Annotated in this window: 23 protein-coding genes; 8 read left to right on the top strand and 15 right to left on the bottom strand. The window is 68.3% G+C overall.

The window, feature by feature from the left end:
• Positions 1–40 precede the first annotated feature (40 nt).
• The 3 genes from FS787_RS10860 to FS787_RS10850 form a co-directional block, all read right to left on the bottom strand.
• On the bottom strand, positions 41–1,021 hold the full coding sequence (locus FS787_RS10860; RefSeq protein ID WP_144672418.1) for an alpha-ketoacid dehydrogenase subunit beta: 981 nt from the start codon (positions 1,019–1,021) through the stop codon (positions 41–43).
• On the bottom strand, positions 1,021–2,268 hold the full coding sequence (gene pdhA, locus FS787_RS10855; RefSeq protein WP_144672417.1) for a pyruvate dehydrogenase (acetyl-transferring) E1 component subunit alpha: 1,248 nt from the start codon (positions 2,266–2,268) through the stop codon (positions 1,021–1,023). Before pdhA ends, FS787_RS10860 begins: the two co-directional genes overlap by 1 nt.
• A gap of 148 nt (positions 2,269–2,416) precedes the next feature.
• Positions 2,417–3,535 carry a histidinol-phosphate transaminase gene (locus tag FS787_RS10850; protein ID WP_186329158.1) on the bottom strand — a complete coding sequence of 373 codons (1,119 nt, stop codon included), beginning with the start codon at positions 3,533–3,535 and terminating at the stop codon, positions 2,417–2,419.
• Positions 3,536–3,652: 117 nt separating this feature from the next.
• Here FS787_RS10850 and FS787_RS10845 point away from each other — a divergent pair, with 117 nt between their 5' ends.
• The gene (locus FS787_RS10845) at positions 3,653–4,039 is read left to right on the top strand and encodes a phage holin family protein (RefSeq protein ID WP_144672415.1); all 387 of its coding nucleotides are present in this window, start codon (positions 3,653–3,655) and stop codon (positions 4,037–4,039) included.
• A 42-nt stretch (positions 4,040–4,081) separates the two neighbouring features.
• On the opposite strand, the gene FS787_RS10840 is transcribed toward FS787_RS10845, so the two are convergent.
• Together FS787_RS10840 and FS787_RS10835 are read right to left on the bottom strand one after the other, a co-directional pair.
• Positions 4,082–5,446 (bottom strand): hypothetical protein, encoded by a 1,365-nt coding sequence (locus FS787_RS10840; RefSeq protein WP_144672414.1) that lies wholly within the window; start codon positions 5,444–5,446, stop codon positions 4,082–4,084.
• A gap of 83 nt (positions 5,447–5,529) precedes the next feature.
• Positions 5,530–5,922, bottom strand: a complete 393-nt coding sequence (locus tag FS787_RS10835) for a hypothetical protein (RefSeq protein WP_260982502.1) — start codon at positions 5,920–5,922, stop codon at positions 5,530–5,532.
• A 161-nt stretch (positions 5,923–6,083) separates the two neighbouring features.
• Between FS787_RS10835 and purB the strand changes: the two genes are divergently transcribed.
• From purB to FS787_RS10820, 3 genes are all read left to right on the top strand, one after another.
• Positions 6,084–7,526, top strand: a complete 1,443-nt coding sequence (gene purB, locus FS787_RS10830; protein WP_144672413.1) for an adenylosuccinate lyase — start codon at positions 6,084–6,086, stop codon at positions 7,524–7,526.
• Entirely contained in the window at positions 7,523–8,206 is a 684-nt protein-coding gene (locus FS787_RS10825) for a histidine phosphatase family protein (protein ID WP_144672412.1), read from the top strand. Before purB ends, FS787_RS10825 begins: the two co-directional genes overlap by 4 nt.
• 94 nt (positions 8,207–8,300) lie before the next feature.
• Entirely contained in the window at positions 8,301–8,804 is a 504-nt protein-coding gene (locus FS787_RS10820) for a GNAT family N-acetyltransferase (protein ID WP_144672411.1), read from the top strand.
• A gap of 32 nt (positions 8,805–8,836) precedes the next feature.
• On the opposite strand, the gene FS787_RS10815 is transcribed toward FS787_RS10820, so the two are convergent.
• From FS787_RS10815 to FS787_RS10800, 4 genes are all read right to left on the bottom strand, one after another.
• Positions 8,837–9,883 carry an FAD-dependent monooxygenase gene (locus tag FS787_RS10815; RefSeq protein WP_186329157.1) on the bottom strand — a complete coding sequence of 349 codons (1,047 nt, stop codon included), beginning with the start codon at positions 9,881–9,883 and terminating at the stop codon, positions 8,837–8,839.
• Between the two features lie 56 nt (positions 9,884–9,939).
• Positions 9,940–10,332 (bottom strand): nuclear transport factor 2 family protein, encoded by a 393-nt coding sequence (locus tag FS787_RS10810; RefSeq protein WP_144672409.1) that lies wholly within the window; start codon positions 10,330–10,332, stop codon positions 9,940–9,942.
• 116 nt (positions 10,333–10,448) lie between these two features.
• Positions 10,449–11,639, bottom strand: coding sequence for a 4-hydroxybenzoate 3-monooxygenase (locus FS787_RS10805; protein WP_144672408.1), 1,191 nt, complete (start codon positions 11,637–11,639; stop codon positions 10,449–10,451).
• A gap of 90 nt (positions 11,640–11,729) precedes the next feature.
• Entirely contained in the window at positions 11,730–12,509 is a 780-nt protein-coding gene (locus FS787_RS10800) for an IclR family transcriptional regulator (RefSeq protein ID WP_144672407.1), read from the bottom strand.
• 187 nt (positions 12,510–12,696) lie between these two features.
• Between FS787_RS10800 and FS787_RS10795 the strand changes: the two genes are divergently transcribed.
• Complete coding sequence (locus FS787_RS10795; RefSeq protein WP_186329156.1) at positions 12,697–13,947, top strand: aromatic acid/H+ symport family MFS transporter; 1,251 nt, start codon at positions 12,697–12,699, stop codon at positions 13,945–13,947.
• A gap of 26 nt (positions 13,948–13,973) precedes the next feature.
• On the opposite strand, the gene FS787_RS10790 is transcribed toward FS787_RS10795, so the two are convergent.
• From FS787_RS10790 to FS787_RS10780, 3 genes are read right to left on the bottom strand one after another with little or no spacing between them, the layout of a single operon-like run.
• Positions 13,974–15,137 carry an ABC transporter permease gene (locus FS787_RS10790; protein WP_144672406.1) on the bottom strand — a complete coding sequence of 388 codons (1,164 nt, stop codon included), beginning with the start codon at positions 15,135–15,137 and terminating at the stop codon, positions 13,974–13,976.
• Entirely contained in the window at positions 15,134–16,288 is a 1,155-nt protein-coding gene (locus FS787_RS10785; RefSeq protein ID WP_144672405.1) for an ABC transporter permease, read from the bottom strand. Before FS787_RS10785 ends, FS787_RS10790 begins: the two co-directional genes overlap by 4 nt.
• Before the next feature lie 19 nt (positions 16,289–16,307).
• Positions 16,308–17,267: an ABC transporter ATP-binding protein gene (locus FS787_RS10780; protein WP_260982501.1), complete on the bottom strand. Its 960-nt coding sequence runs from the start codon at positions 17,265–17,267 to the stop codon at positions 16,308–16,310.
• Between the two features lie 201 nt (positions 17,268–17,468).
• Between FS787_RS10780 and mscL the strand changes: the two genes are divergently transcribed.
• Positions 17,469–17,957, top strand: coding sequence for a large conductance mechanosensitive channel protein MscL (gene mscL / locus FS787_RS10775; RefSeq protein ID WP_144672404.1), 489 nt, complete (start codon positions 17,469–17,471; stop codon positions 17,955–17,957).
• 63 nt (positions 17,958–18,020) lie between these two features.
• Complete coding sequence (locus FS787_RS10770; RefSeq protein ID WP_144672403.1) at positions 18,021–18,863, top strand: amino acid-binding protein; 843 nt, start codon at positions 18,021–18,023, stop codon at positions 18,861–18,863.
• A gap of 51 nt (positions 18,864–18,914) precedes the next feature.
• On the opposite strand, the gene FS787_RS10765 is transcribed toward FS787_RS10770, so the two are convergent.
• On the bottom strand, positions 18,915–19,898 hold the full coding sequence (locus tag FS787_RS10765; RefSeq protein WP_144672402.1) for a diacylglycerol kinase family protein: 984 nt from the start codon (positions 19,896–19,898) through the stop codon (positions 18,915–18,917).
• A gap of 231 nt (positions 19,899–20,129) precedes the next feature.
• Between FS787_RS10765 and FS787_RS10760 the strand changes: the two genes are divergently transcribed.
• Positions 20,130–20,372, top strand: coding sequence for a hypothetical protein (locus tag FS787_RS10760; RefSeq protein ID WP_144672401.1), 243 nt, complete (start codon positions 20,130–20,132; stop codon positions 20,370–20,372).
• A 6-nt stretch (positions 20,373–20,378) separates the two neighbouring features.
• On the opposite strand, the gene FS787_RS10755 is transcribed toward FS787_RS10760, so the two are convergent.
• Together FS787_RS10755 and FS787_RS10750 are read right to left on the bottom strand one after the other, a co-directional pair.
• Positions 20,379–21,194 carry an IclR family transcriptional regulator C-terminal domain-containing protein gene (locus tag FS787_RS10755; protein WP_144672400.1) on the bottom strand — a complete coding sequence of 272 codons (816 nt, stop codon included), beginning with the start codon at positions 21,192–21,194 and terminating at the stop codon, positions 20,379–20,381.
• 48 nt (positions 21,195–21,242) lie between these two features.
• Positions 21,243–21,959 carry a 3-oxoacid CoA-transferase subunit B gene (locus FS787_RS10750; protein WP_144672399.1) on the bottom strand — a complete coding sequence of 239 codons (717 nt, stop codon included), beginning with the start codon at positions 21,957–21,959 and terminating at the stop codon, positions 21,243–21,245.

Genomic DNA, 21,959 nt, shown 5'->3' with positions numbered 1-21,959 from the left:
GGTCAGCAGGAAAGGGCGCAGTCAGTAGGAAAAGGCGCAATTAATAGGAGAACGCACGGTCCAGTGCCTCAAGAATGCGGTCGATGTCCGGCAGGTAGTCTTCCTCCACCTTCGCCACCGGGTAGGGCATGTGGAAGCCGCCCACGCGGATGACGGGTGCCTCCAGTGAGTGGAAGGCACGCTCGCTGATCCGCGCCGCGATTTCGCCGCCGATCCCACCAAACGTCGGGGCCTCGTGGGCCACGATCAGCCGGCCCGTCTTCTTGACGGATTCCGTGACGGTGTCGAAATCGATCGGCGAGATGGACCGCAGGTCGATCACCTCGACGCTCCGGCCGTCCTCGGCGGCGGCGTTGGCCGCGGCCAGGGCCACCGGCACCAGCGGACCGTAGACCACCACGGTGGCGTCCGTGCCCTCGCGGAGCACGTGGGCCTTGAACGGGTCCGCGGAGGTTCCGGGGGTTTCGGTGTCCACCTCGCCCTTGAGCCAGTAGCGCCGCTTGGGCTCGAAGACGATCACGGGGTCCTGGCAGTCGGCGGCCTGCTGGATCATCCAGTAGGCATCGTGCGGGTTGGACGGGGTGATGATGCGCAGGCCGGCCGTGTGGGCGAACAGCGCTTCCGGGGACTCCGAGTGGTGTTCGATCGAGCCGATGCCGCCGCCATAGGGGATCCGGATGACCACCGGCACGGTGAGGTTGCCGTTGCTGCGGGAGTGCATTTTGGCCAGCTGGGTGGTGATCTGGTTAAAGCCCGGGAACACAAAGCCGTCGAACTGGATTTCACACACAGGCAGGTAGCCGCGCAGGGACAAGCCGATGGCGGTGCCGATGATCCCGGACTCCGCCAGCGGGGTATCCACGACGCGGTCGGCGCCGAACTCCGCGATGAGGCCGTCGGTGACCCGGTAGACACCGCCCAGGGGTCCGATGTCCTCGCCCATCAGGAGGGCGCGGGGGTTGTTGGTGAGCGTGGCGCGGAGGCCTTCGTTGATGGCCTTGGCAATGGTCATGGTGGTCATCAGTTGGCCGCCTCCGTGTCTGCAGGTTCCGCCTCGTCCACGAATCCTGCGCTGTACTCCTCGAACCAGGCCAGCTCTTCGGCCACCAGGGGGTGGGCCTCCACGTAAGTGTTGGCGAAGGCGGTCCGGATGTCCGGAGTTTCCAGGTCATGGGTGGTCTTGCGGACGTACGCGGCGAGCTCGTCGCCGTCAGCCCTGACCCGCTCGAAGAAGTCATCGTCGGCCAGTCCCTGGGCGCGGAGGTACTTCTCCAGGCGCTCCAGCGGGTCCTTGGCCCGCCACCGGCCTTCCTCAGCGGACTCCCGGTATTTCGTAGGGTCGTCAGCCGTGGTGTGCGCGCCGACGCGGTAGGTGAAGGCCTCGATCAGCACGGGACCCTCGCCCTGGCGGGCACGCTCCAGGGCCCATTCGGTGACGGCATGGACGGCGACGACGTCGTTTCCGTCCACCCGGATGCCCGGGAAGCCGTAGCCCTTGGCCCGGTTGGCCAGCGGGACACGGGTCTGCACGGAGCTGGGGACGGAGATCGCCCAGTGGTTGTTCTGGCAGAAGAACACCACCGGGGCATTGTAGGAGGAGGCGAAGACCATGGACTCATGGACGTCGCCTTCGGAACTGGCGCCGTCGCCGAAGTAGACCATCACAGCGGCCTTGGGCTCTGCCGTCTGGCCGGGAGTTCCGTCCGTGATGGCGGCGGACGCAGCGAACTTCTGGTCGCGCTGGATGCCCATCGCGTAGCCCACGGCGTGCGGAGTCTGGGCCGCGAGGACCAGGGTGTAGAGGTGGAAGTTGGTGTCCTTGGGGTTCCAGCCGCCGTTGGAGACCCCGCGGAACTGGCGCAGCAACTCGGCAAGGTCCACGTTGCGGGTCAGGGCGACGCCATGCTCGCGGTAGGTGGGAAAGATGTAGTCCTGCGGCTGGCTGGCCCGGCCGGAGCCGATCTGGGCGGCTTCCTGTCCGGTGAGCGGAACCCACAAGGCAAGCTGGCCCTGCCGCTGCAGGGCGGTGGCCTCGACGTCGAAGCGGCGGATTTTCGCCATGTCGGCATAGAATCCGCGCAGATCCTCGGGGTTCAGCCGTTCGGCGTATTCCGAGAAAACGGGGTCGGAGCCCAGGGTGCCGTCGGGAGCGAGGAGCTGCACCATCGGCTCGGCAGGATCGCCCAGGCGGGCTTCGGCCTCCGCCTCGAGCCGGTCCTCAATGTCGGTTCCGTCGAACTCGGTAGAGGGCAGATGTGTGGCGCCCATACCGTCTCCTTGCTTGCCGCATCCGAATGCGCCGCAATCGCTGGGATACATGCCGGACCGGTTATACATTCCCGGGCCGGCATATATTTTGGCTTACTCGTCCCTTACTTTAGCCGCAGCCGGCCGGCTGCGGCCGTCATGTTAAGCGCTAGGAACGCCGCGGCGGTTTTGTATAGATCGCACAGAGTTCCAGGAAGCGGGTGTTGGCCTCGGTCTCGCCGATGCTGACCCGGACGCCCTCGTTGGCGAAGGCGCGAACGGAGAGTGCCCGCTCGCCCGCCAGGGCGGCGAACTCCACACTGTCGGCACCCAGATTGAGCCACACGAAGTTGCCCTGGGCCTCCGGTACGAACCAGCCCAGGTCCCGCAGTCCGGCGGTGACGCGGTCCCGTTCGTCCACCAGGCTTTGTACCCTTTCTACAACCTCCTCGAAATGCTCCAGGGAGGTCACGGCCGCGGTTTCGGCGATCTGGGACACCGCGAACGGCGTGGCCGCGACGCGCAGGTGCTGGGTGAGGTCGGGCTGGGACACGCTGTAGCCGACCCGCAGCCCGGCGAGGCCATGAGCTTTCGAGAAGGTCCGCAGGACCACCACGTTGGGGTACTTCCGGTACATTTCGATGCCGTCGACGGCGTGTTCGTCGCGGACGAACTCCTGGTAGGCCTCATCGATGACCACCACGACGTCGGCGGGAACCCGCTTGATGAAGCGTTCCGTCTCCTCGGTGGTGAGGATCGGGCCGGTGGGGTTGTTGGGGGTGCACAGGAGGATCATGCGGGTGCGCGCGGTCACCGCTTCGGCCATGGCATCGAGGTCGTGGCGGCCGTCTCCGGTCAGCGGGACCCGGATGCTCTCGGCGCCGGCAAGCCCGACGCAAATCGGGTACGCCTCGAAGGAGCGCCAGGCGTAGATCACCTCGTCGGGTTTGCCGTCGTCGTTCTGCCCCGCGAAGGTGGCCAGCAGCTGGTTGAGTGCACCCAGGCTCCCGGCGCCGGTGACGATGTCCTCGGCCGGAACGTCCAGGAACCGTGCGAGCGATCCGCGGAGCTTGCTGCTCAGCGGATCCGGGTAGCGGTTGAAGTCGGTCTGCGCCGCGATGGCCTGCTGCACTGCAGGGATCGGGGGGAGCGGGTTTTCGTTGGAGGAAAGCTTGTAGCTGACCAGGCCCTCTACGGGGACCGGCGGTTTGCCGGCCGCGTAGCGGGGAAGAAGGTCTACCACCGGGCGGGGCCGGATGCCCCCGGCCGTATTCTCTGATGAAGTCATGCCAACCAGCCTACTTCGGGTCCCCGCCGCACTTGTCTGCCTCAATCTGCCGGAACAGGGGAAAGAGGGGGATATGGTCCCTGCCGCCGGCAGAGAGAGATATGACAGCATGGCCCCATGAGCTCATTCATCGTGCGGGTCATCATCAACGGACTGGCCCTGGCAATCGCCTGCTGGATTCTCACCGGCCTCGATATCACCACCCAGAGCAACAGCACGGTGGCGATTGTTCTGGGCTACTTGTTCATCGGATTGATCTTCGGCCTGGTCAATGCCTTCGTCAAGCCCATTGTCAGCCTGTTATCGCTGCCGATCACCATCCTCACCCTGGGCCTCTTCACGGTTGTCATCAATGCTGGAATGCTCTACCTGACGTCTTGGATCAGCAGCTACACCACGGTGAATTTCACCATTGACACCTTTTTCTGGACCGCGGTATTCGCAGCCCTCATCATTAGCGCCGTCTCCCTCGTGGCCAGTTTTCTGCCGGCACTCGACCGGTAAGACAGCAGCGAGGAACCGGGTAAGCCACTGCGTTCAACCTGGCTAAGCCGCGGGCTGCGGCGGGCTGGGTGTGGGCTTCCCTCCCGGCCTCCGCCGCGGCCCCGGAGCCACAGGAGCACCCGGAGCCACCGTAGCCCCACGGTGCGCCGGCATCGCGTCGCGCCGGAGCGAGAAGCGCGTCACCGTAGCTGTGCCACCCGCACCGAGTACGGCCGCGAGCGCGGCGGTCGACGCCTGCAGTGACGGATCCCGGCTCGCCGCAATGTCCCGGGCGCCGGCGGCGTAGCGTTCCATGGCGTGGCCCGGGCCCATCCCCGGCTCCAGCCATTCAGGGCCGGGGATGGGCCCGGTCAAGGTGACAGTCACGCGGTCCCTGGTGTCCGGATTGGGCAGCCCGTCCGCTCCGGGCACCCAGTCCGCTTCATGCTCCAGATGCAGGCTGCCAATGCCGTCCACGGGCTCGATCCCGCCCACCGGGGAACCCGCCGTGAGGACGAACTTCAGCTCGTACTCGGCCAGGAACGCCTTGTCCCGGCCAAGGTTCATGGCATGGATGCCGCCCTGGCTGTAGCCGACGGCGGCCACCTGGTCGCCCGCCTCGGCGCCGGCGTCCGTCAGGGCCCTGCGGATGGCGGCGGCGGTCTCCGCCGAGTCGTAGCCGAGTCCCTCGGTGATGCCGCCGGCGTCGAAGGGGTTGGTGCCCGGCGGCAGTCCGTCCAGCTGCGTGCCGGGAATGATGACGGCCCAGGCACGGCTGCCGGGCTCCCCCAGTTGGAGGACCTCGATCTCCCCGCTGTTCCGACCGACGGCCGCCGCGCGCAGCAGCAACCCGGCGGGTGAGGGGTCAACCTCCTCCGTCCGGGTTTCCCTGCCGGCGATCCGGACCGGCCGGGGGCGGAGGAACTCCAATCCCGGCGCGGCCGCCATTCCACGGATCGCGGCCCGCACTCCGCCGTCCGCTCCCTCGAACGCGGCCAACCCGGCCGGCAGGCCAAGCAGCAGCGCCAGCCTCGCGGGCGCCTGGGCCACGGCGTCCTCCACCGTGTCCCGCACCGTGACCGGAGGCAGGCCGAACAGTCCCCACAAGGGACCGTACGCCGGACCGGTGCGGCCAATCCGCAGCAGCAGGGCATTCCGGGCCTCCGTGAACTCGTACTCCCGATGGCTGGCGCGGACCTCGCTGGCGAGGCCCTCCAGCTCTGTGCGGACGCGGCGGAGGGCCCGGGTTCCTTCCCCGACTGCCACAATCGCCTGGCTGCCGCTGGAATACGCGTCGGTCTGGTAGGGGAACAGGGCACGCCGCACCGAGTCGGCCTCCACTTCGACCGCCGCCAGCTCCCGGACGATCCCGTCCAGGGCCGCGGCGCCGGCCAGCAGCTCCTCGAACTGGAAACTGAGTCCGCCCACACCGCCACGGATTCTGAGCGCCCCGTCCTCCGGCGCAACCGGCAGGGGTGCTCTCCCGGAGCCCGCCGGCGAGGATTCGGCCATCAGCCCGGACGCCCCGGGGGCATCATCACGTTCTGGGCGTGCCGGAGGACTACGGCGACAGCCTCCTGCAGGGCCGCCCGGCTGCGGCGCAGGGAGGCTGCCTGAAATGACAGCGACGTCCGGTAGGCCCGGCCTGCCGGGGACTGCCAGCTCTGCAGTTCCACACTGACCAGCCGGGCCAGTGCGGCGTCGACGTGGTCCACGCATGCGGCGGTTCGGGCTGCAAGCTGCTGGACCTCGTGGCCGCGCGATGCGCAGGCCACGGCGTCGGTGGCCATCACGGCACCCTCTGATGCGGTGCCGGCCGTGCTGCCGAAATTCGCGGTGCTGGCGGTACTGACCGTGCCGGCTGTGCTTCCTGTTCTCCCGGTCCTGGCGGCGCTCGTGGACATACCACCGACATTAGGGACTCCTGCTGGCCCCCTGAAGTTCCCGTCCCGGCCATGTGGACAACTCCGCTCAGGGACCCGGGGCGGACCGGGCACCCGCAGCCGGGAAGTCACATGGACCGCCGCGCTTAAGGCCCGGCGGGACTTCGTGAAAGAATCGTGGCATGCCTGAAACTGCCGCCACAGCTGATACCCGCACGCCGTCCGGACGCCTGGCCCTCGCCGCGTCCTCACAACAGATCGCGCTCGGTCCGCTGGACGGCCGGTACCAGTCCACCGTCGCGCCGCTGGTCGACTACCTCTCGGAGGCCGCCCTCAACCGGGACCGGGTCGCCGTCGAGGTTGAATGGCTTATCCACCTGACCGGCAACAACGTGCTGCCCGGCGCCGGGCCCCTGACCGCGGACCAGCAGGAGAAACTGCGCGCGATCGTCACTGAATTCGACGCCGGATCGGTGTCTGAACTGGCCGACATCGAGGCCGTCACCGTGCATGACGTCAAGGCCGTCGAGTACTATATCGGCCGCCGGCTGCCCGGCATCGGCATCGAACACCTGACCGCACTGGTCCACTTCGGCTGCACGTCCGAGGACATCAACAACCTGTCCTACGCCCTGGGCATCAAGGGCGCCGTGGAGGACGTCTGGCTGCCCGCCGCGCGGAAGCTCGTCGCGCAGATCACCGCGATGGCCGAAGCCAACCGTGCCGTGCCGATGCTCTCGCGCACGCACGGCCAGCCGGCCACCCCCACCACCTTGGGCAAGGAACTGGCCGTCATCGCGCACCGCCTGACCCGCCAGCTGGACCGCATCGCCCGGACCGAATATCTCGGCAAGATCAACGGCGCCACCGGCACCTACGCCGCCCACGTGGCCTCGGTTCCCGGCGCCGACTGGCAGCAGGTCGCCCAGGGCTTCGTCGAAGGCCTGGGACTGAGCTGGAACCCGCTGACCACCCAGATCGAAAGCCACGACTGGCAGGCGGAGCTGTACGCCGACGTCGCGCGGTTCAACCGGATCCTCCACAACGTCTGCACGGACATCTGGAGCTACATCTCGATCGGCTACTTCGTGCAGATTCCGGTCGCGGGCGCCACCGGCTCCTCCACCATGCCGCACAAGGTCAACCCGATCCGCTTCGAAAATGCCGAGGCCAACCTGGAGATCTCCTCGGGCCTCCTGGATGTCCTGGGCTCCACCTTGGTCACCTCCCGCTGGCAGCGCGACCTCACCGACTCCTCCTCGCAGCGCAACATCGGTGTGGCCTTCGGCCACTCGCTGCTTGCCATCTCCAACGTGGCCAAGGGCCTGGACCGCCTGAAGGTCGCGGAGGACGTCCTGGCCGCGGACCTCGACACCAACTGGGAAGTCCTGGGCGAGGCCATCCAGATGGTCATGCGCGCCGAGGCCATCGCCGGCGTCGAAGGCATGGAAAACCCTTACGAGCGGCTCAAGGACCTGACCCGCGGGCAGCGCGTCGATGCGGCCAGGATGCAGGAGTTCGTCCAGAGCCTGGGCCTGTCCGCGGACGCCGAAGCCCGGCTGCTGGCGCTCACCCCAGGCAAGTACACCGGCATCGCGGACAAGCTGGTGGACCACCTCGCATGAGGCTCCTGCTCATCCGCCACGGCCAGACGCCCGGCAACGTACTGGGCCAGCTGGACACCGCCCACCCGGGGCCCGGACTGACCGAGCTCGGCGAACGGCAGGCCGCCGCGCTGGCGCGGTCGCTGGCGAATGAGCAGATCGACCGCCTGTACGCGTCCACGCTGATCCGCACCCAGATCACGGCCGCGCCGCTCTCCAGCGTCCGCGGCCTGGAGGTCGAGGTGCTGGAGGGCCTGCACGAAATCGAAGCAGGCTCCCTGGAGAAGCTCACCGACAAGGAATCGCACCTGCGTTACCTCGGGACGGTGTTCGGCTGGGCGGACGGGGAACTGCACCGCAGGATGCCTGGCGGTCCCAGCGGACACGATTTCTTCGAACGCTACGACGCCTCGATCGCGCGGATCGCCACCGCAGCGGCATCCGGCACAGCAGCGTCCGGTGCTGCCGGGACGGTGGCCGTGGTCAGCCACGGCGCCGCGATCCGCGTCTGGGCGGGCCTGCGGGCCAGCAACATGGAGGCGGGCTTCGCGGCACGCCACGTCCTCGCCAACACCGGCATCGTGGCCCTGGAAGGGGACCCCGACGCCGGCTGGCGGCTCATCCACTGGGACGACAGTCCCGTGGGCGGCCTGGCGCTGGTGGACCCGACGGCGGAGGACCCCACCGGCGGCACACTGTAGCCGAATTCTCCGGATCCTAACGCACAGGAAACACGGCCGAAACCGGCGGCTCCTAGCCTTAATCTGCATAACCCTTCGGCGAAGCGAGGCAGCCATGCAGACCAACCCGCGGCTCAACATCCGGCAGGTCACCTGGGCCAACCCGGTCGGGGCGGACCTCCGGGCGGCCCAGCAGGCCGAACTCGATGCCCGTTTCGGCACCAGCGACCACGAACCCGGCCCGCCGCCGTCGGAGGCTGACACGGCAGTGTTCCTCGTCGCCCACGACAAGGCGTCCGGGCAGCCCGTGGGCTGCGGCGGCCTGCGGATCCTGGACCAGCACACGGCCGAGATCAAGAGGCTCTACGTACTGCCGTATACCCGCGGCTCGGGGGTGGCCAGCTCCATCCTGGCGGCGCTTGAGGCGCATGCCCATTCCCTGGGCATCACGTCCATCAGGGCGGAGGCGGGCTCCGTGCAGGCCGACGGCCGGCAGTTTTACGAGAACTCCGGTTTCACGCCGGTGCCGAATTTCGGGCCGTACGTCGGGGTGGAACATTCCTATTGCTACGCGAAGGCCATCGACTCGCACAGCGCAGCGCACACCGCCATGGCCTAAGCGGTGCCGGTGGTCGGCGTCACCGGTCAGCGTCAACGCTCGGCGCCGGCAGCGCCGCCCCGACCCCTGCCGGCCAGCCGCAGGATCCCGTCGCGCAGGGGCTGGGCACTTTCGGTGAGTGCAAGCCGGGCCATGGCGGTCGACGCCACGCGCAACGCCTGGCTGCGCAGCAGTCTCCGCCGGTTGTACGCCTGCAGGGCCTCCGGGAACGGGCGGGTGTTGAGCAACTCCGCGAGGGTGACAGCGTCGATCAGGGCCTCGCAGGCGCCGCGCCCCAGGTTGGGCATCATGCCGTGTGCAGCGTCCCCCACCAGCACCGTATTTCCCCGCCGGTAGCTGCCCGGATAGGGCACCGTCCAGACCCGTTGCGCCAGCGTCTCCCCCGGCGTCGCCGCCGTCAGGACCTGGTCTATGCCGTCAGCGCGGCCGACAAAACGCGCGCGGGTCAGGGCCAGGGCTTCGTCGACGTCGATCCCTCCGGGGCCCAGCCCCGAGCGGTACGAGGCGTACCAGTAGGTGCGGCCGCGGGACGCGGGAGTGATGCCAAACAACTGCCCGCGGCCCCAATACTCACCGCCGCCGCCCGGCGGAACCGGCACGTCGATGATGCCGCGCAACGCCAGATACGGGCTCAGCCTGGCCCTGGCGCGTTCACCCCAGACACTCCGGCGGACGATGCTGTGCACGCCGTCGGCGCCGACGACGGGACCCGGACCCGGCAGTGACGTGACCGGCCCGTAGGCCCTGAGCACCGAGGCAGGCACCGCAGCATCAAGCAGCCGGAGCAGGTCCGCCCGCGACACTCCGATAACGCCCGGCGCCCCGGCCCGGAGCAGGACGTTCCCGGAACCGTCCCGGAGAGCCATGCCGCCAAAGTCCTGGCCGGCCGCACGGACCGCCGGGAGGATACCCACCTTCTGCAGGGCCCGCTGGGCCTCCGGCCACATGGCCAGGGACGTCTCCACCGACGGCGGCTCTTCCCGCCGCTCGTGGATAGTCACCTGAAAGCGGCGGGGGTCAACGTGTGCGGCCAGCGCCAGCCCTGCGATGCCGCCGCCCACGACCGAAAGAGCCTCCATGCCCAGAGTCTACGGCCAGCGCCGGCACGGCCGGACGTCAGTGGCCATGCGCGCTGTTACGCCCAGAAGTCGTCCCATTTGGCGGTGTCTTCGGAGTACTCGCGGCCCTCGGCAATTTTTCCGTCGCGGACCACAAACGCAACGACGGTGCCGGAGTCGAGTGTCTTGCCGTTGCCCTCGCTGTGGGTCTGCTGAATTGCGACTGTGTGTTTTTCCCCGCCGACAATGTCCTGGACGTTTGCTTGGAATGAACCCTGGCTGCGCGCTCCCAACTCGCCGAAGTACGCCAGGACGGCGTCTCGGCCCTGCTTCGTTCCCGACAGCACGCCGCCTCCGGCCGCGTGCCAGACTGCGTCCTCCGCGAATATCTCGCTGAGGGTCGCCATATCCCCTGCGTTGAAGGCCTCGTACCCCCGCCGGACCAATTCAACATTTTCTGCGGTTCCCATGATTGGACACCTCTCCGTCGTCCTTGTCGGGTCGTGCTGGGACGGTTCAAGGCTAGTCCTGGCCACGGAGCGTGTCGATGGAAATATGTACTCCCTCCGGAGTTCCGGCAGACGTCCTAGTGCGGCGCCGGCCAGCCGGTGTAGGCCTCGGCGAGGTAGGCCCGGCCGTGGCGGGAGGAGACCACCGAGTTGAGTTCACCAAGCTGGCGGGCGCGGGCGAAGCCGTCCGCGCCGGCCGGGGTGTGCAGCATGGACGTCATCCAGTAGGAGAACTGTTGCGCCTTCCAGACCCGGTCCAGGGCACGGCCGCTGTATCCATCCAGGAGCGCGGCGTTTCCGGTCTTGTAGAAACTGTCGAGGCCTTCAAACAGGACCTTGACGTCGTTCAGCGCCAGGTTCAGGCCTTTCGCCCCGGTCGGCGGGACGGTGTGCGCCGCGTCGCCGGCGAGGAAGAGCCTGCCGTGCCGCATCGGGGCGAGGACCGAACTGCGGAACTTCAGGACCGTCTTGTCGATGACGGGCCCTTCCTTGAGTTCAAAGCCGTTGCCGTTGACCCGGCTGCGGAACGTTTCCCAGATCCGGTCATCGCTCCAGTTGTTGACGTCCTCGTTCGGATCGCACTGGAAGTACATCCGCTGGACGGTCTCGGTCCGCTGGCTGATCAGGGCGAAGCCGTTCGCGGAGTTGGCATAGATCAGTTCATCGGAGCTGCGCGGCGCCTCGGCGAGGATGCCGAACCAGGCGAACGGGTATTCGTGGACGTACCGTTGACGCCGGTTTTCGGGGATCGCGGAACGGGCCTGGCTGCGGGACCCGTCGGCTCCGGCGACGAAGTCCGCCTGGAGTTCGTAGTCCACGCCGTCCGCGTCGGTGAACCAGACCTTCGGCGCGCCCTCGAGGTCATGGAGGGAGGTGTCCGTGACGCCGTACCGGACGTCGCCGCCGTCGGCCTCGCGTCGTGCGGCGAGATCAATGAAGACATCGGTCTGCGGGTACAGCCAGACCGACTCCCCCACGAGTTCCTTGAAGTCGATCCGATGGCTTTCGCCGTCAAAGCGCAGTTCGATCCCGTCGTGCCGGTCGCCGTCACGCAGGACCCGGTCCGAGACTCCGCTGTCCACCAGCAGGTTCACCGAGCCGTGCTCCAGGATGCCGGCCCGGACGGTTTCCGAGATTTCCTGACGGCTGCGGAGCTCGATCACGGTGGATTCGATCCCCGCCTGGGCCAGCAGGTGGGACAGCATCAGCCCTGCCGGGCCGGCCCCCATGATGGCGACCTGGGTAGTGATGGCTTTGCGGTTCGCCATGGTGTCCTCGCTCCGTTGCGGGGCCGCGGCTTGGTGTCCGGGCCGGATGATCTGCTCGCTATCAGTGTGGCGCCGGAAGGAGGACCCGCGTTACAGGAATTCCGTTGAACGGAATTCCGCGGCGCTTTGTGTTTCACCCAGCCGGCGTCCGATGCCCCGGGCCGCTGTCTGCAGGGCGGGCACCAGCGCCTGCAGGCGCGCCTCATCCAGAGGGACCACGACGCCGATGGCGGCCACCGTGCGCTTCTTCCGGTCCGTCACCGGAACGGCGATGCCCCGGGTGTCTGGGTCCACCACGCCGACCAGCTGGGCATAGCCCTGGTGGGCCGCTTCGCTGAGCAGGCGGCGGAGTTCGTCCACCGTCAGCCTTCCGGTGGGATCCGCGAAGCCTTCGACGTACCCGGCCTGCACCTGCCTGGGCTGGTGGGCCATGAGCACCAGCCCGGCGGAGGACACGTGCACCGGCATGCGTCCGGCCACCTGCGCCCGGTTCGCCACCGAACCCCGCCGGGACAGCCGCTCCACAAAGAGCACCTCGCTGCCGTCCAGCACGGCCAGGTTCACATTCTGGTTGAGCACCTGCTGGATATCCTCCATAAACGGCAGGGCCGCCTGCCGGAGCTCCAAGGTGGGCGAATTCCGGTTCACGAGCTCCCACAGGCGCAGCCCCAGACGCACGGAGCCGCCGGCTCCCAGCTCCAGCAGACCATGCCCGGCAAGCTGCCGGACCAACCGGTGCGCCGTGGTCAGGGGCAGCCCGGCCCGGGTGGCCAGTTCCGTCCACTGCAGGACATTGGAGCCTTCCGGAAAAGCTGCGATGACCCGCACCACGCGGTCCACCACGGAGTCCCCGGAGCCCGAATTGGCCACGCTTCCTACTTTCCGGGCGGAGCCCACATTCCATTGAATGGTTTGAGGTGTTCTACGTTACACCCGCCGGTGATAGAACTCTCAGGTCGGATGCTGCCCGGATGCACGTTGCCGCGCACCGGAAGCCCGCCGCCCAACCCTTCGCCTTCGTGCCCGCTCGACGCCGAGCCCTATCTCCGAGGTTGCCATGCCAATGACGTCCGCTGACCGAACTTCCCGCTGGCCTGTCTGGCTCTGCTGGCTGGCCATGGTGCTGGACGGTTTCGACCTGGTGGTGCTGGGCACCGTCATTCCGACACTCATCAAAACCCAGGAACTCGGGTTCGACGCCGTCGGAGCCACGTTGGCCGCCACGATTTCCCTGGTGGGCGTGGGCCTGGGCGCGCTCTTCATCGCGCCGCTCTCGGACCGGTTGGGCCGCCGCCGGCTGCTGATCGCCTGCGTTGCCTGGTTCTCCCTCTTTACGCTCGCCATCGTGATCGCCCCCAACGTTCTGGTGTTCAGCATCTTCCGCCTGCTGGCCGGCGTGGGCCTCGGCGCGTGCCTGCCCGCGGCGCTGGCCTACATGAACGACTACGCCACCAAGGAGGGGTCGGCTGGCCGGTCCACCACCAGGACCATGACCGGGTACCACGTCGGCGCTGTCCTCACGGCCCTCCTAGCCCTCGTGCTGATCCCGAACTGGCGGATGATGTTCATCATCGGCGGCGCGGCCGGGCTGGCCCTGCTTCCGTTCCTGTGGTTCAAACTGCCCGAGTCCCTGCCGCCGGTCCGCCAGGCCGCTGAACCGGAGAAGGCGGCGGGCTTCCGCGACCTCGCCAGGAAGCCCTACCCCGTGGTGGCCATCGGAATCGGGATCGCGTCCTTCATGGGACTGCTGCTCGTCTACGGCCTGAACACCTGGCTTCCGCAGCTGATGGCCTCCGCCGGCTACTCCATCGCCGCCGGCATCGGGCAGCTGCTGGTGCTCAACGTGGGCGCCGTCGTCGGGCTCGTCATCGCGGGCGTCCTCGCGGACAAGCACGGCGCCAAGAAAGTGGTCCTGCTCTGGTTCGGCCTCTCGGCCGTCCTCCTGGCCGTGCTGAGCATCAAGCTGCAGAATGAGCTGCTCCTGAACGCGGCTGTCTTCGTCACCGGCGTCTTCGTCTTCAGCTCACAGGTCCTGGTCTACGCCTGGGTGAGCCAGCTCTTCCCCAGCCGGCTGCGGGCCACCGCCCTGGGCTACTCCGCGGGCGTCGGCCGCCTGGGCGCCATCCTGGGTCCCGCCGTCACCGGTACCCTGGTGGCCGCCGGCATCGCCTACCCCTGGGGTTTCTACGTCTTCGCCGCAGCGGCCCTGATTGCCGTGGCCGCACTGGCCATCGTGCCGCAGCGGATCCCGCACAGCGAGCCGGCAGCTGCTGAGGTCACCAGGGAGTCCGCCCCCGCGGAAATCTAGTCCGCCAGGCTGCGGCGCGCCGGCCATCAGAGGGCCCGGCTGAGGCTTCGCCGCAGGAGCCAGGCGCCCAGCACGAGCAGCGCCGCGGCCATGCCCGCCAGGACTCCCAGCTGGGGCAGGATATCCGCAAAGGTACCCTCGTGCCGCTGGATGTCGGCAAGCGCATCGTAGGCCCAGCGGTGCGGCGTGGCGAGGGAGATCGCGGCGAGGGTTTCCGGGAAAAACTCGGGCGGCACCATGCAGCCACCCAGGCCGCCCAGCACCAGCCCGCCGCCCACGCCGACGCCCGCTGCGGCGGTGTCGTTGTCCATCACCGAGCCGATCATCATCGCGGCGGCAGCCGAGACGGCGCAAAAGAGCACCAGCACCAGGCCGGACAGCCACAGATTGCCCCAGTCCACGCCGAACAGCAGCGCCGTGCCGACCATGATGAAGCCGCCCTGGACGAAGGCGATGGCGAACCGTCCCAGCGCCTGCCCGGCCACCACCTGGCCGCTGGAGACCGGGGCCGACATGACCCGGCCCACCACACCATAGCGCCGCGCCTGGATCAGCGTCGCCGCACCGGTGAGCGAGCTGAGGAACACAAAGAGCAGCAGTTGCTGCGAGGCGCCCAGGTCGAACCGGCCCAGTCCCCGGAATTCCTGCTCGACATCGTTCGCGTCCACAATTTCCACGGTCGGCACCGCCACCTCCGCGGCGGCCTGGTCGAGGGCCGTGCCGGCCAGTTCCTGGGGAATGCCGGCACCGCTCAGGGCGGCAAGCTGGCCCCGTTCCAGGCCCACCGCCTGCACGGCGGTGCGGACCTGTTGCAGCACGGCCTGCGCCGCGGATTCCGGCGCCATTACGACGTCGAGCTCCGCCGGCCGCCCAGCGTCGAACGCCGCCGCATCGGCGTCGTCGAGGAATAGCCCGACGTCGGCGCGTCCGCGGCTGAGGTCCGTCCGCGCCGTGTCCGCGCCGGTAGCCGTGACGTCGGCTCCCGACGCCTCAAGCTCCGCGGTCAGGGCCTGGGCCAGGGCGGAACCGGGTCCGGAGATGGTCACCCGGGCCTGGCCGCTGCCGGCACCGAACTGCGATCCGAGCAGCAGGATCAGCATGAGGGGGAAGATGAAGACGAAGAAGATGTTCGATTTGTCCCGCAGGAAGCGCCGCAGTTCCACCGCGGCGATCGCGGTCAGGGTGTTCATGCCTGCGCCCCCCAGTCCGGCAGAAAGCGCGAAATGACGAGCCCGACTGCGGCAAAGGCCAGCATCACCGCGACCGGACCCATCACGTCGTTGAGGGTTCCTCCGCCGGCTGAGATCCCCAATCCCCGGATGAATGCGCCGATCGGATTGAGGTCCAGCAGCGTTGCGGCGAAGCCGGTGCCCTGGACCGGGAAGAAGGCACCGCCGGCGATCCCCAGCACCATCGCCAGGATGGACTGTGCCACGTTCGCCTGCTCGGCCGTCCGGACCAGCCGGGCGACCACGAACGTGAGGCTGGTCGCGGCGGTGGCGACGCACAGGATCAGGGCTGCCACCACCAGCGGAGAGCCGAAGGAGACGTTGAACAGCCGGGAGCCGGCCGTCAGCAGGACGGTGGTGGCAGCAACGCCCAGGATGAAGCCGGTACAGGCCTTGGCCGTGATCACCGTGCCGGCAGTGACCGGCATCGACCGCAGCCGGGCCAGCGTGCCCTGTTCCCGCTCCGCGAGCAGGCCCAACACGCCGAAACCAACGGTGAACATCAGAAACAGCCCGGCCTGGCCCGCGACGAGCGTGCCGCGGGGCGAGAGCTGTTCGGCGGCAGCCTGGCCCTCCGTCAGGGTCAGCAGGGGCGGACCGGCCGCGGCCTGCTGGGCAAGCGTCGCGAGATCCTGGTGCGGCAGCTCCGCAATGCCGCCGGCTGCGGCGGTCACCGTGCCGGCGGCTATCTGGTCCACGGCCCCCTGGACCACGGAGATCAGCACGCCGGATTCCAGCGTCGCGTCGCTGCCCTGGACCAATTGCACCGATGCGGCCTGCCCGGACAGCACGGCGTCGCTAAACTCCTCGGGAATGATGATGCCGAGCTCGGCGCCGCTGGCCTGCATCTCGTCGCGGACATCCGCAGCCGGGGCCCGCTTGATGGTCACGTCCATGATCTCGAGGGATTCGACGGCGCCGAGCAGCGCAGCACCCAACTGGTCGGCGTCGTCCGCGCTGGCCACAACGGTGGCCGGCTGCAGATCAACGGTGTCGTCGCCGAGGCCGCCGAACACGAGGCTCAGCACTCCCATGAGTGCGAGTGGGACGATGAGGGAGAAGATGAAGACGGACTTGTCCCGGATGCGCTGCCGCAGGTCGTTCGCGACCATGGTCCACAGGCCGTACATCTCAGTCCCTCAGCGCTTTGCCGGTGAGGTGCAGGAAAACGGATTCGAGGTCCGGCCGGACGATCTCCACGGACGTGACGGACATCCCGGCGTCACCGGCGCCGGTCACGATCCCCGCGAGTGCCGTGGGTCCGTCGCTGACGGTGAGCATAAGTCCGGCGCCGTCGCTGTCGACGTGCTGCACGGCCGGCAGCGCGCTCAGGGCCTCCGCGGCCCGGGACGTGCTCCCGCCGCCGCGGAGGTTGATCCGGTCCACCCCGCCGGTCAGGGTGATCAGCTGGTCCCGGGTGCCCTCGGCCTGGAACCGGCCCTCGTCGATGATGGCAATCCGGTCGCAGAGCCGCTCGGCTTCCTCCATGTAGTGGGTGGTGTAGAGGACCGCCATGCCTTCGACGGAAAGCCGTTCCACGGATTCGAGGATCGAGTTGCGGGACTGCGGATCCACTCCGACGGTCGGTTCGTCCAGGATCAGCAGCGCGGGCCGGTGCAGCAGTCCGATGCCAATGTTCAGCCGGCGTTTCATACCGCCGGAGTACTTTTTGGTCAGGTCGCCGGCACGGTCGCTCAGCCCGATCAGTTCCAGTACCTCGTTGGTGCGCCGCGTGAGGTCCTTGCCTGTGAGTCCCTGCAGCCGGCCGAAGAACTTCAGGTTCTCCCGGGCCGTCAGGTCCGGGTAGATGGCCAACTCCTGCGGGACCAGGCCGATGATCCGCTTGGCCTCCGTCTCGGACGGGGTCATGTCCAGGCCCGCCACCCGGACGGAGCCCTCGTTGGCCGGAATCAGGCCGGCGACCATGGAAATGATGGTGGTTTTTCCCGCCCCGTTGGGTCCCAGCAGGCCATAGGTTTCCCCGGCACGGATGTGGAAGGAAACACCGTCGACGGCGGTCAGGTCCCCGTAGCGCCTGACCAGCCCCCGGACATCCAGCACGTCCTTGGTTGTTACCTCGGCAACTTCCACAGCACCCCCCAGTCGGCTTGCACAGTCCCCCTGCGCCGTCGTGTCCAGACTAGCCTTCCGTGCGGGGCGCCGCCGGGACAGGGCACTTGGACCCGCCCGACTTTAAGCCCGGAAGGCCGCGGAAGTGATAGCGTCTAGCGGTTGATCCCCCGCGCCGGGGTCACCGCACACCGAGTTACATCAAGGCACACGGAGGACCCCATGCTCAGAGGATTCAAGGACTTCATCCTGCGCGGCAACGTAATTGAACTGTCCATCGCCGTGGTGGTCGGCACCGCATTCACCGCCCTGGTCAGCGCGTTCACGGCCAACATCGTAAACCCCATCATTGCGACGGCCGGCGGTGTCGAAACCAACGGGCTGGGCTTCCCCATCCTGCCGGGGAACGACAAGACCTTCCTCGACTTCGGCGCAGTCATCACGGCGTTCGTCACATTCATGATCACGGCCGCCGTCGTGTACTTCATCTTCGTGGCGCCGATGAACCGGATCAACCACAGAGTCAAGAAGCGCCTCGCCACTGCGGAGCCGGACGAGCAACCGGTCCCGGCGGACACGGCCCTGCTGGCCGAGATCCGTGACCTGCTGACGCAGATCGCCGGCCCGGAGCACGGCCGGACGGGCGATCACACCGCCCCGGAACGGTCGGTCGACCGCGTCGTCGAGGCCGCTGGCGAACGCAGCCGGTAGGCCGAACGAAACTGTCACGGGCCGGCAATGGGCCCGTAACAGCGCGCGGACATCATGGGACCCATGAAGCCCTCCGCCCGCGGCACCAAACACGGCAGAACACCGGCAACCTCCGAGCTGAGCTGCGAAGTCTGCGGCCAGATGCCCGAACCCACCAAAACCCGGCTGACCTTGGCCAATGTCGCCGTGATGCTGCCCATCGAGCTGATGGTCCATGCGGCCGTAGTGGGAACGCACCTGCCTTATGCGGCCAAGGTCCTGGTCCTCACGCTGACCGCCACCATCCTGGTCATTTGGGTGGCGGAACCCTCCGCGACGCGGATGCTCCGGACCTGGCTGCATGCCCCGGCGTTGCGGCACCGCAGCCGGCTCGGCGCCGCTCCGGCCCTGTGGCGGGCCCGCACCGTGCTGAAGGACCGGCCCGGTTCGCTGCAGAAACTCACGCAGTCGCTGGCTCGGCTGGACACGAACATCCTCAGTATCCATGTCCACCCGGTCCACGGCGGTGTGCTGGACGAGTTTGTGCTGTCCGCGCCCGGCGACCTGCGCGAAGCGGAACTGCTCAAGGCCCTGCGCGAGGGCGGCGGAGGCGATCCGCATGTCTGGCCCACCACGGCGTTGGCAATGGCCGACGGGCAAACCGGGGCGCTGAGCCTCGCGGCCAGGATCGCCGCCAACCCGGAGGAACTGCCGCTGGCGGTGGCGGAACTGCTGCGCGCACGGATCGAACCTGCCGGTCCGGTACCGGTGGACGGGAGCGTGCTGCGGATCCCGACCGCCTGGCACGGTCCCATCACCTTCAGCCGTGCCGGGGAGCCCTTCACCCCGGCGGAATCCGCCCGGGCCCACCGGCTGGCCGAGCTGGCCGAGATCCTCGCGCACCGTCCCGCCGTCTCTGACCGGTGACGGAAGGACGCGGGACGACCAGCAGGCAGGGATGCCCGGGGGGGGGTGGCCTTACACCGCTGCGGCGGTCATCCGGATCTTCAAGGCCTCCGGCTCAACGGTCACCACAAGGTGGGTCCCGGTGCCGAGGTGGTCGCCGTCGAGCTGGAACTCCTGCTCATGTTCCAGGGTGATTTCGGCCGATTTGCCCTGGAAGTACTCCACGGATTCGGTCTCACTCTTGTTCCGGCCGAAGATACCGGCAACAACGCCTAGCCAGCCAAACCGGCCCCGCGGGGCCAGTACCAACAGATCCAGCACGGCGTCGTCGACCTTGGCGTCCGGGAAAATCTCCACCCCGCCCATGATCCGGCCGCAGTTGCCGATCATTACGCTGCGGATCCTGCGGCGGACGGGATGGCCGCCGTCGACGCTGATGGTTGCCTTTACGGGTTTGCCGGGGAGTTTGCGGATGCCGGCCTCAACGTACGCCAGCCACCCCATGCGGTCCTTGAGCACATCGACGGTGTCCGCCATAATGGCGGCGTCGTAGCCGAGTCCGGCCATCACCAGGAACACCTGTTCGTCGTCGGAGCGGTTCAGCCGGGCCTTAACAACGTCGATGGCCTTGTCGCTGCCGTTGAACACGTCGTAGCAGGCGGACACCGGATCGGTAATGTCCACACCCAGGTTGCGGGCCAGCAGGTTTCCGGTTCCCAGCGGCACCAGGCCCATGGGCGTTCCGGTACCGGCGAGCACCTCCGCGACGCAGCGCACGGTCCCGTCGCCGCCGGCGGCAATCACGACGTCGACGCCGGCCTCCAGCGCCTCGCGGGCCTGGCCGGCTCCCGGGTCCTCGACCGTGGTTTCGAGCCAGAGCGGCTCGGCCCAGCCCTGCGTCTCGCACAGCCGGAGGATTGCGCCCTTCAGTTCCTCACCGCCTGATTTGGCGGGGTTGACGACGACGGCGGCGCGCCGGGCCGGGGTTGTGCTGTCGCGCACAGTCTGGCTGGCGGCCGCAGGATTGCTATCGACCGCGGGATTTTTCTCTGGCATGGCGTCCTTCGAGGCAAGTGGGGGCGTGGAGTGTCCCGGATTGAAATCCTAGCGGGCTTCCGGCCGTAACTTCCGCAGCCCGGGGCGCGGACCGTGGACGTTCGCGCGCCGGGGTCACTAGACTGGGCATGCTCAAGTACTGGAGCCTGCCGGCCTTCGCCACCTGCCGGGCCGGCCGCCTGTCCGGATCAGCCTGACAGGCCGCGCTCCAAGGGCGGAAAGCGGGAGCACATGTCCGAAGCACAGGAGAACTACTCGGCCGAGGCCGGGGCGTCCAGCACGGATCCCCACGACTGGGGCCGGGCCATGGCGCTGGCGGTCACACGGCTGGCCGAGCAGCTCGCCCCCGCGGACAGTGAGGACATCCATGCCTCGCTGGTGGGCAGGGACCTGCACCTCAAGATCCGTGACGATGACGCCGCCGGCGTCACCATCACGGTGTCCACCGCGCCGGTCTCGGGGAGTCCCAACTGAAGCGCGTCAGCGTCCGGAGGACAGGTCGGCCGAAATGAGTCCGGCGGTGGCCACGGTCGCCGTCCGAACCGAGTCCAGGTAGGCCTCCGGGTCAGGCCGGGCCGCAACGGACTGCGCCTGCAATGACACGTTGATGGCGGCGACCACCTTGGGACCGTCATGGACCGGAGCGGCGACGGACATCAGCCCGGGTTCGAGCTCCTGGTTAAGCAGGCACCATCCCTGCGCCCTGACGGTGGCCAGCTCCGCGAGCAGTCCCTCCCGTGTTCCAATGGCGTGCGGGGTCAGGGGCCGGATGTCGGCGTGGGCGAGGTACTCCTCCAGCCGGGCCGGCGGCAGGGCAGCCAGCAGCACCCTGCCCATCGACGTCGCGTAGGCCGGAAAGCGGGTCCCGACAGTGATCCCCACGGTCATGATCCGGCGCGTCGCCACCCGGGCGATGTAGGCGATGTCCGTGCCTTCCAGCACCGCGGCCGACGTCGACTCCCCCAGTTGGAGCGACAGCTCCTCGAGGTGGGGCTGGGCGAGCTGCGGCAGCGACAGCCCCGACAGGTAGGCGTAGCCGAGCTGCAGCACCTTGGCGGTCAGGGCGAAGATCTTGCCGTCGGTGCGGACGTAACCCAGCTCCACGAGCGTGTGCAGGAACCGCCGCGCGGTGGCCCGGGTAAGGTCCGTCCGCGCCGCCACCTCGGTCAGCGTCATCTTCGGATGGTCCGTGTCGAAGGCGCGGATCACCGCCAGCCCGCGCGCCAGCGACTGCACGTACTGGTCACTGGCCGCCGGCCCGTCACCGGTCCGCGCGCCCTTTGCTGCGTCGATCATTTCCTTAGCCTCCCGGTCCCGCCCCACTTTATCCGTGCGGACAGGTGCTCAGGTTCCGGCGGCGGACGCGGCCGTGAGCGGCACCGGAACCATGGCCTGCAGCTCTTCGAGGGTGCAGCCGAACGTTTCCCGGACCTGCACCCCGTCGGGGCCGGTCAGGAAGACGGCCTTGTCTGTGTAGATCCTGGTCACACAGCCGACGCCGGTCAGCGGGTAGGTGCACGTTTCGACGAGCTTGGAGACGCCCTCGCGGGTCAGGAGGGTCATCATGACGAAGACATCCTTGGCGCCGGTGGCGAGGTCCATCGCTCCGCCGACGGCCGGGATCGCGTCCGGGGCGCCGGTGTGCCAGTTGGCGAGGTCGCCGGTGGCGGAGACCTGGAAGGCGCCCAGCACGCAGATGTCCAGATGCCCCCCGCGCATGATCGCGAAGGAGTCGGCGTGGTGGAAGTAGGACGCCCCGGGCAGTTCGGTCACGGGGATCTTGCCGGCGTTGATGAGGTCGCCGTCGATCTGGCCGCCGGTGGCCTCCGGGCCCATGCCGAGCATGCCGTTCTCGGTGTGGAGCGTGATGTTCTGCTCCGGCTCGAGGTAGTTGGAGACCAGGGTGGGCTGGCCGATACCGAGGTTCACGAAGGACCCGGATGTGATGTCCCGGGCCACCAGGCGGGCCAGGTCATCGCGGCCCAGCGGCTTGTCGGAGGTCTGGATGCCGGCGTGGATTCCTGCGTGGATTCCTGCCTGGCCATTGGATTGGATGCTCAT

The organism is Arthrobacter sp. U41 (assembly GCF_007679325.1).
Lineage (GTDB): Bacteria > Actinomycetota > Actinomycetes > Actinomycetales > Micrococcaceae > Arthrobacter.
This window is presented reverse-complemented; position numbering and strand designations above follow the sequence as displayed.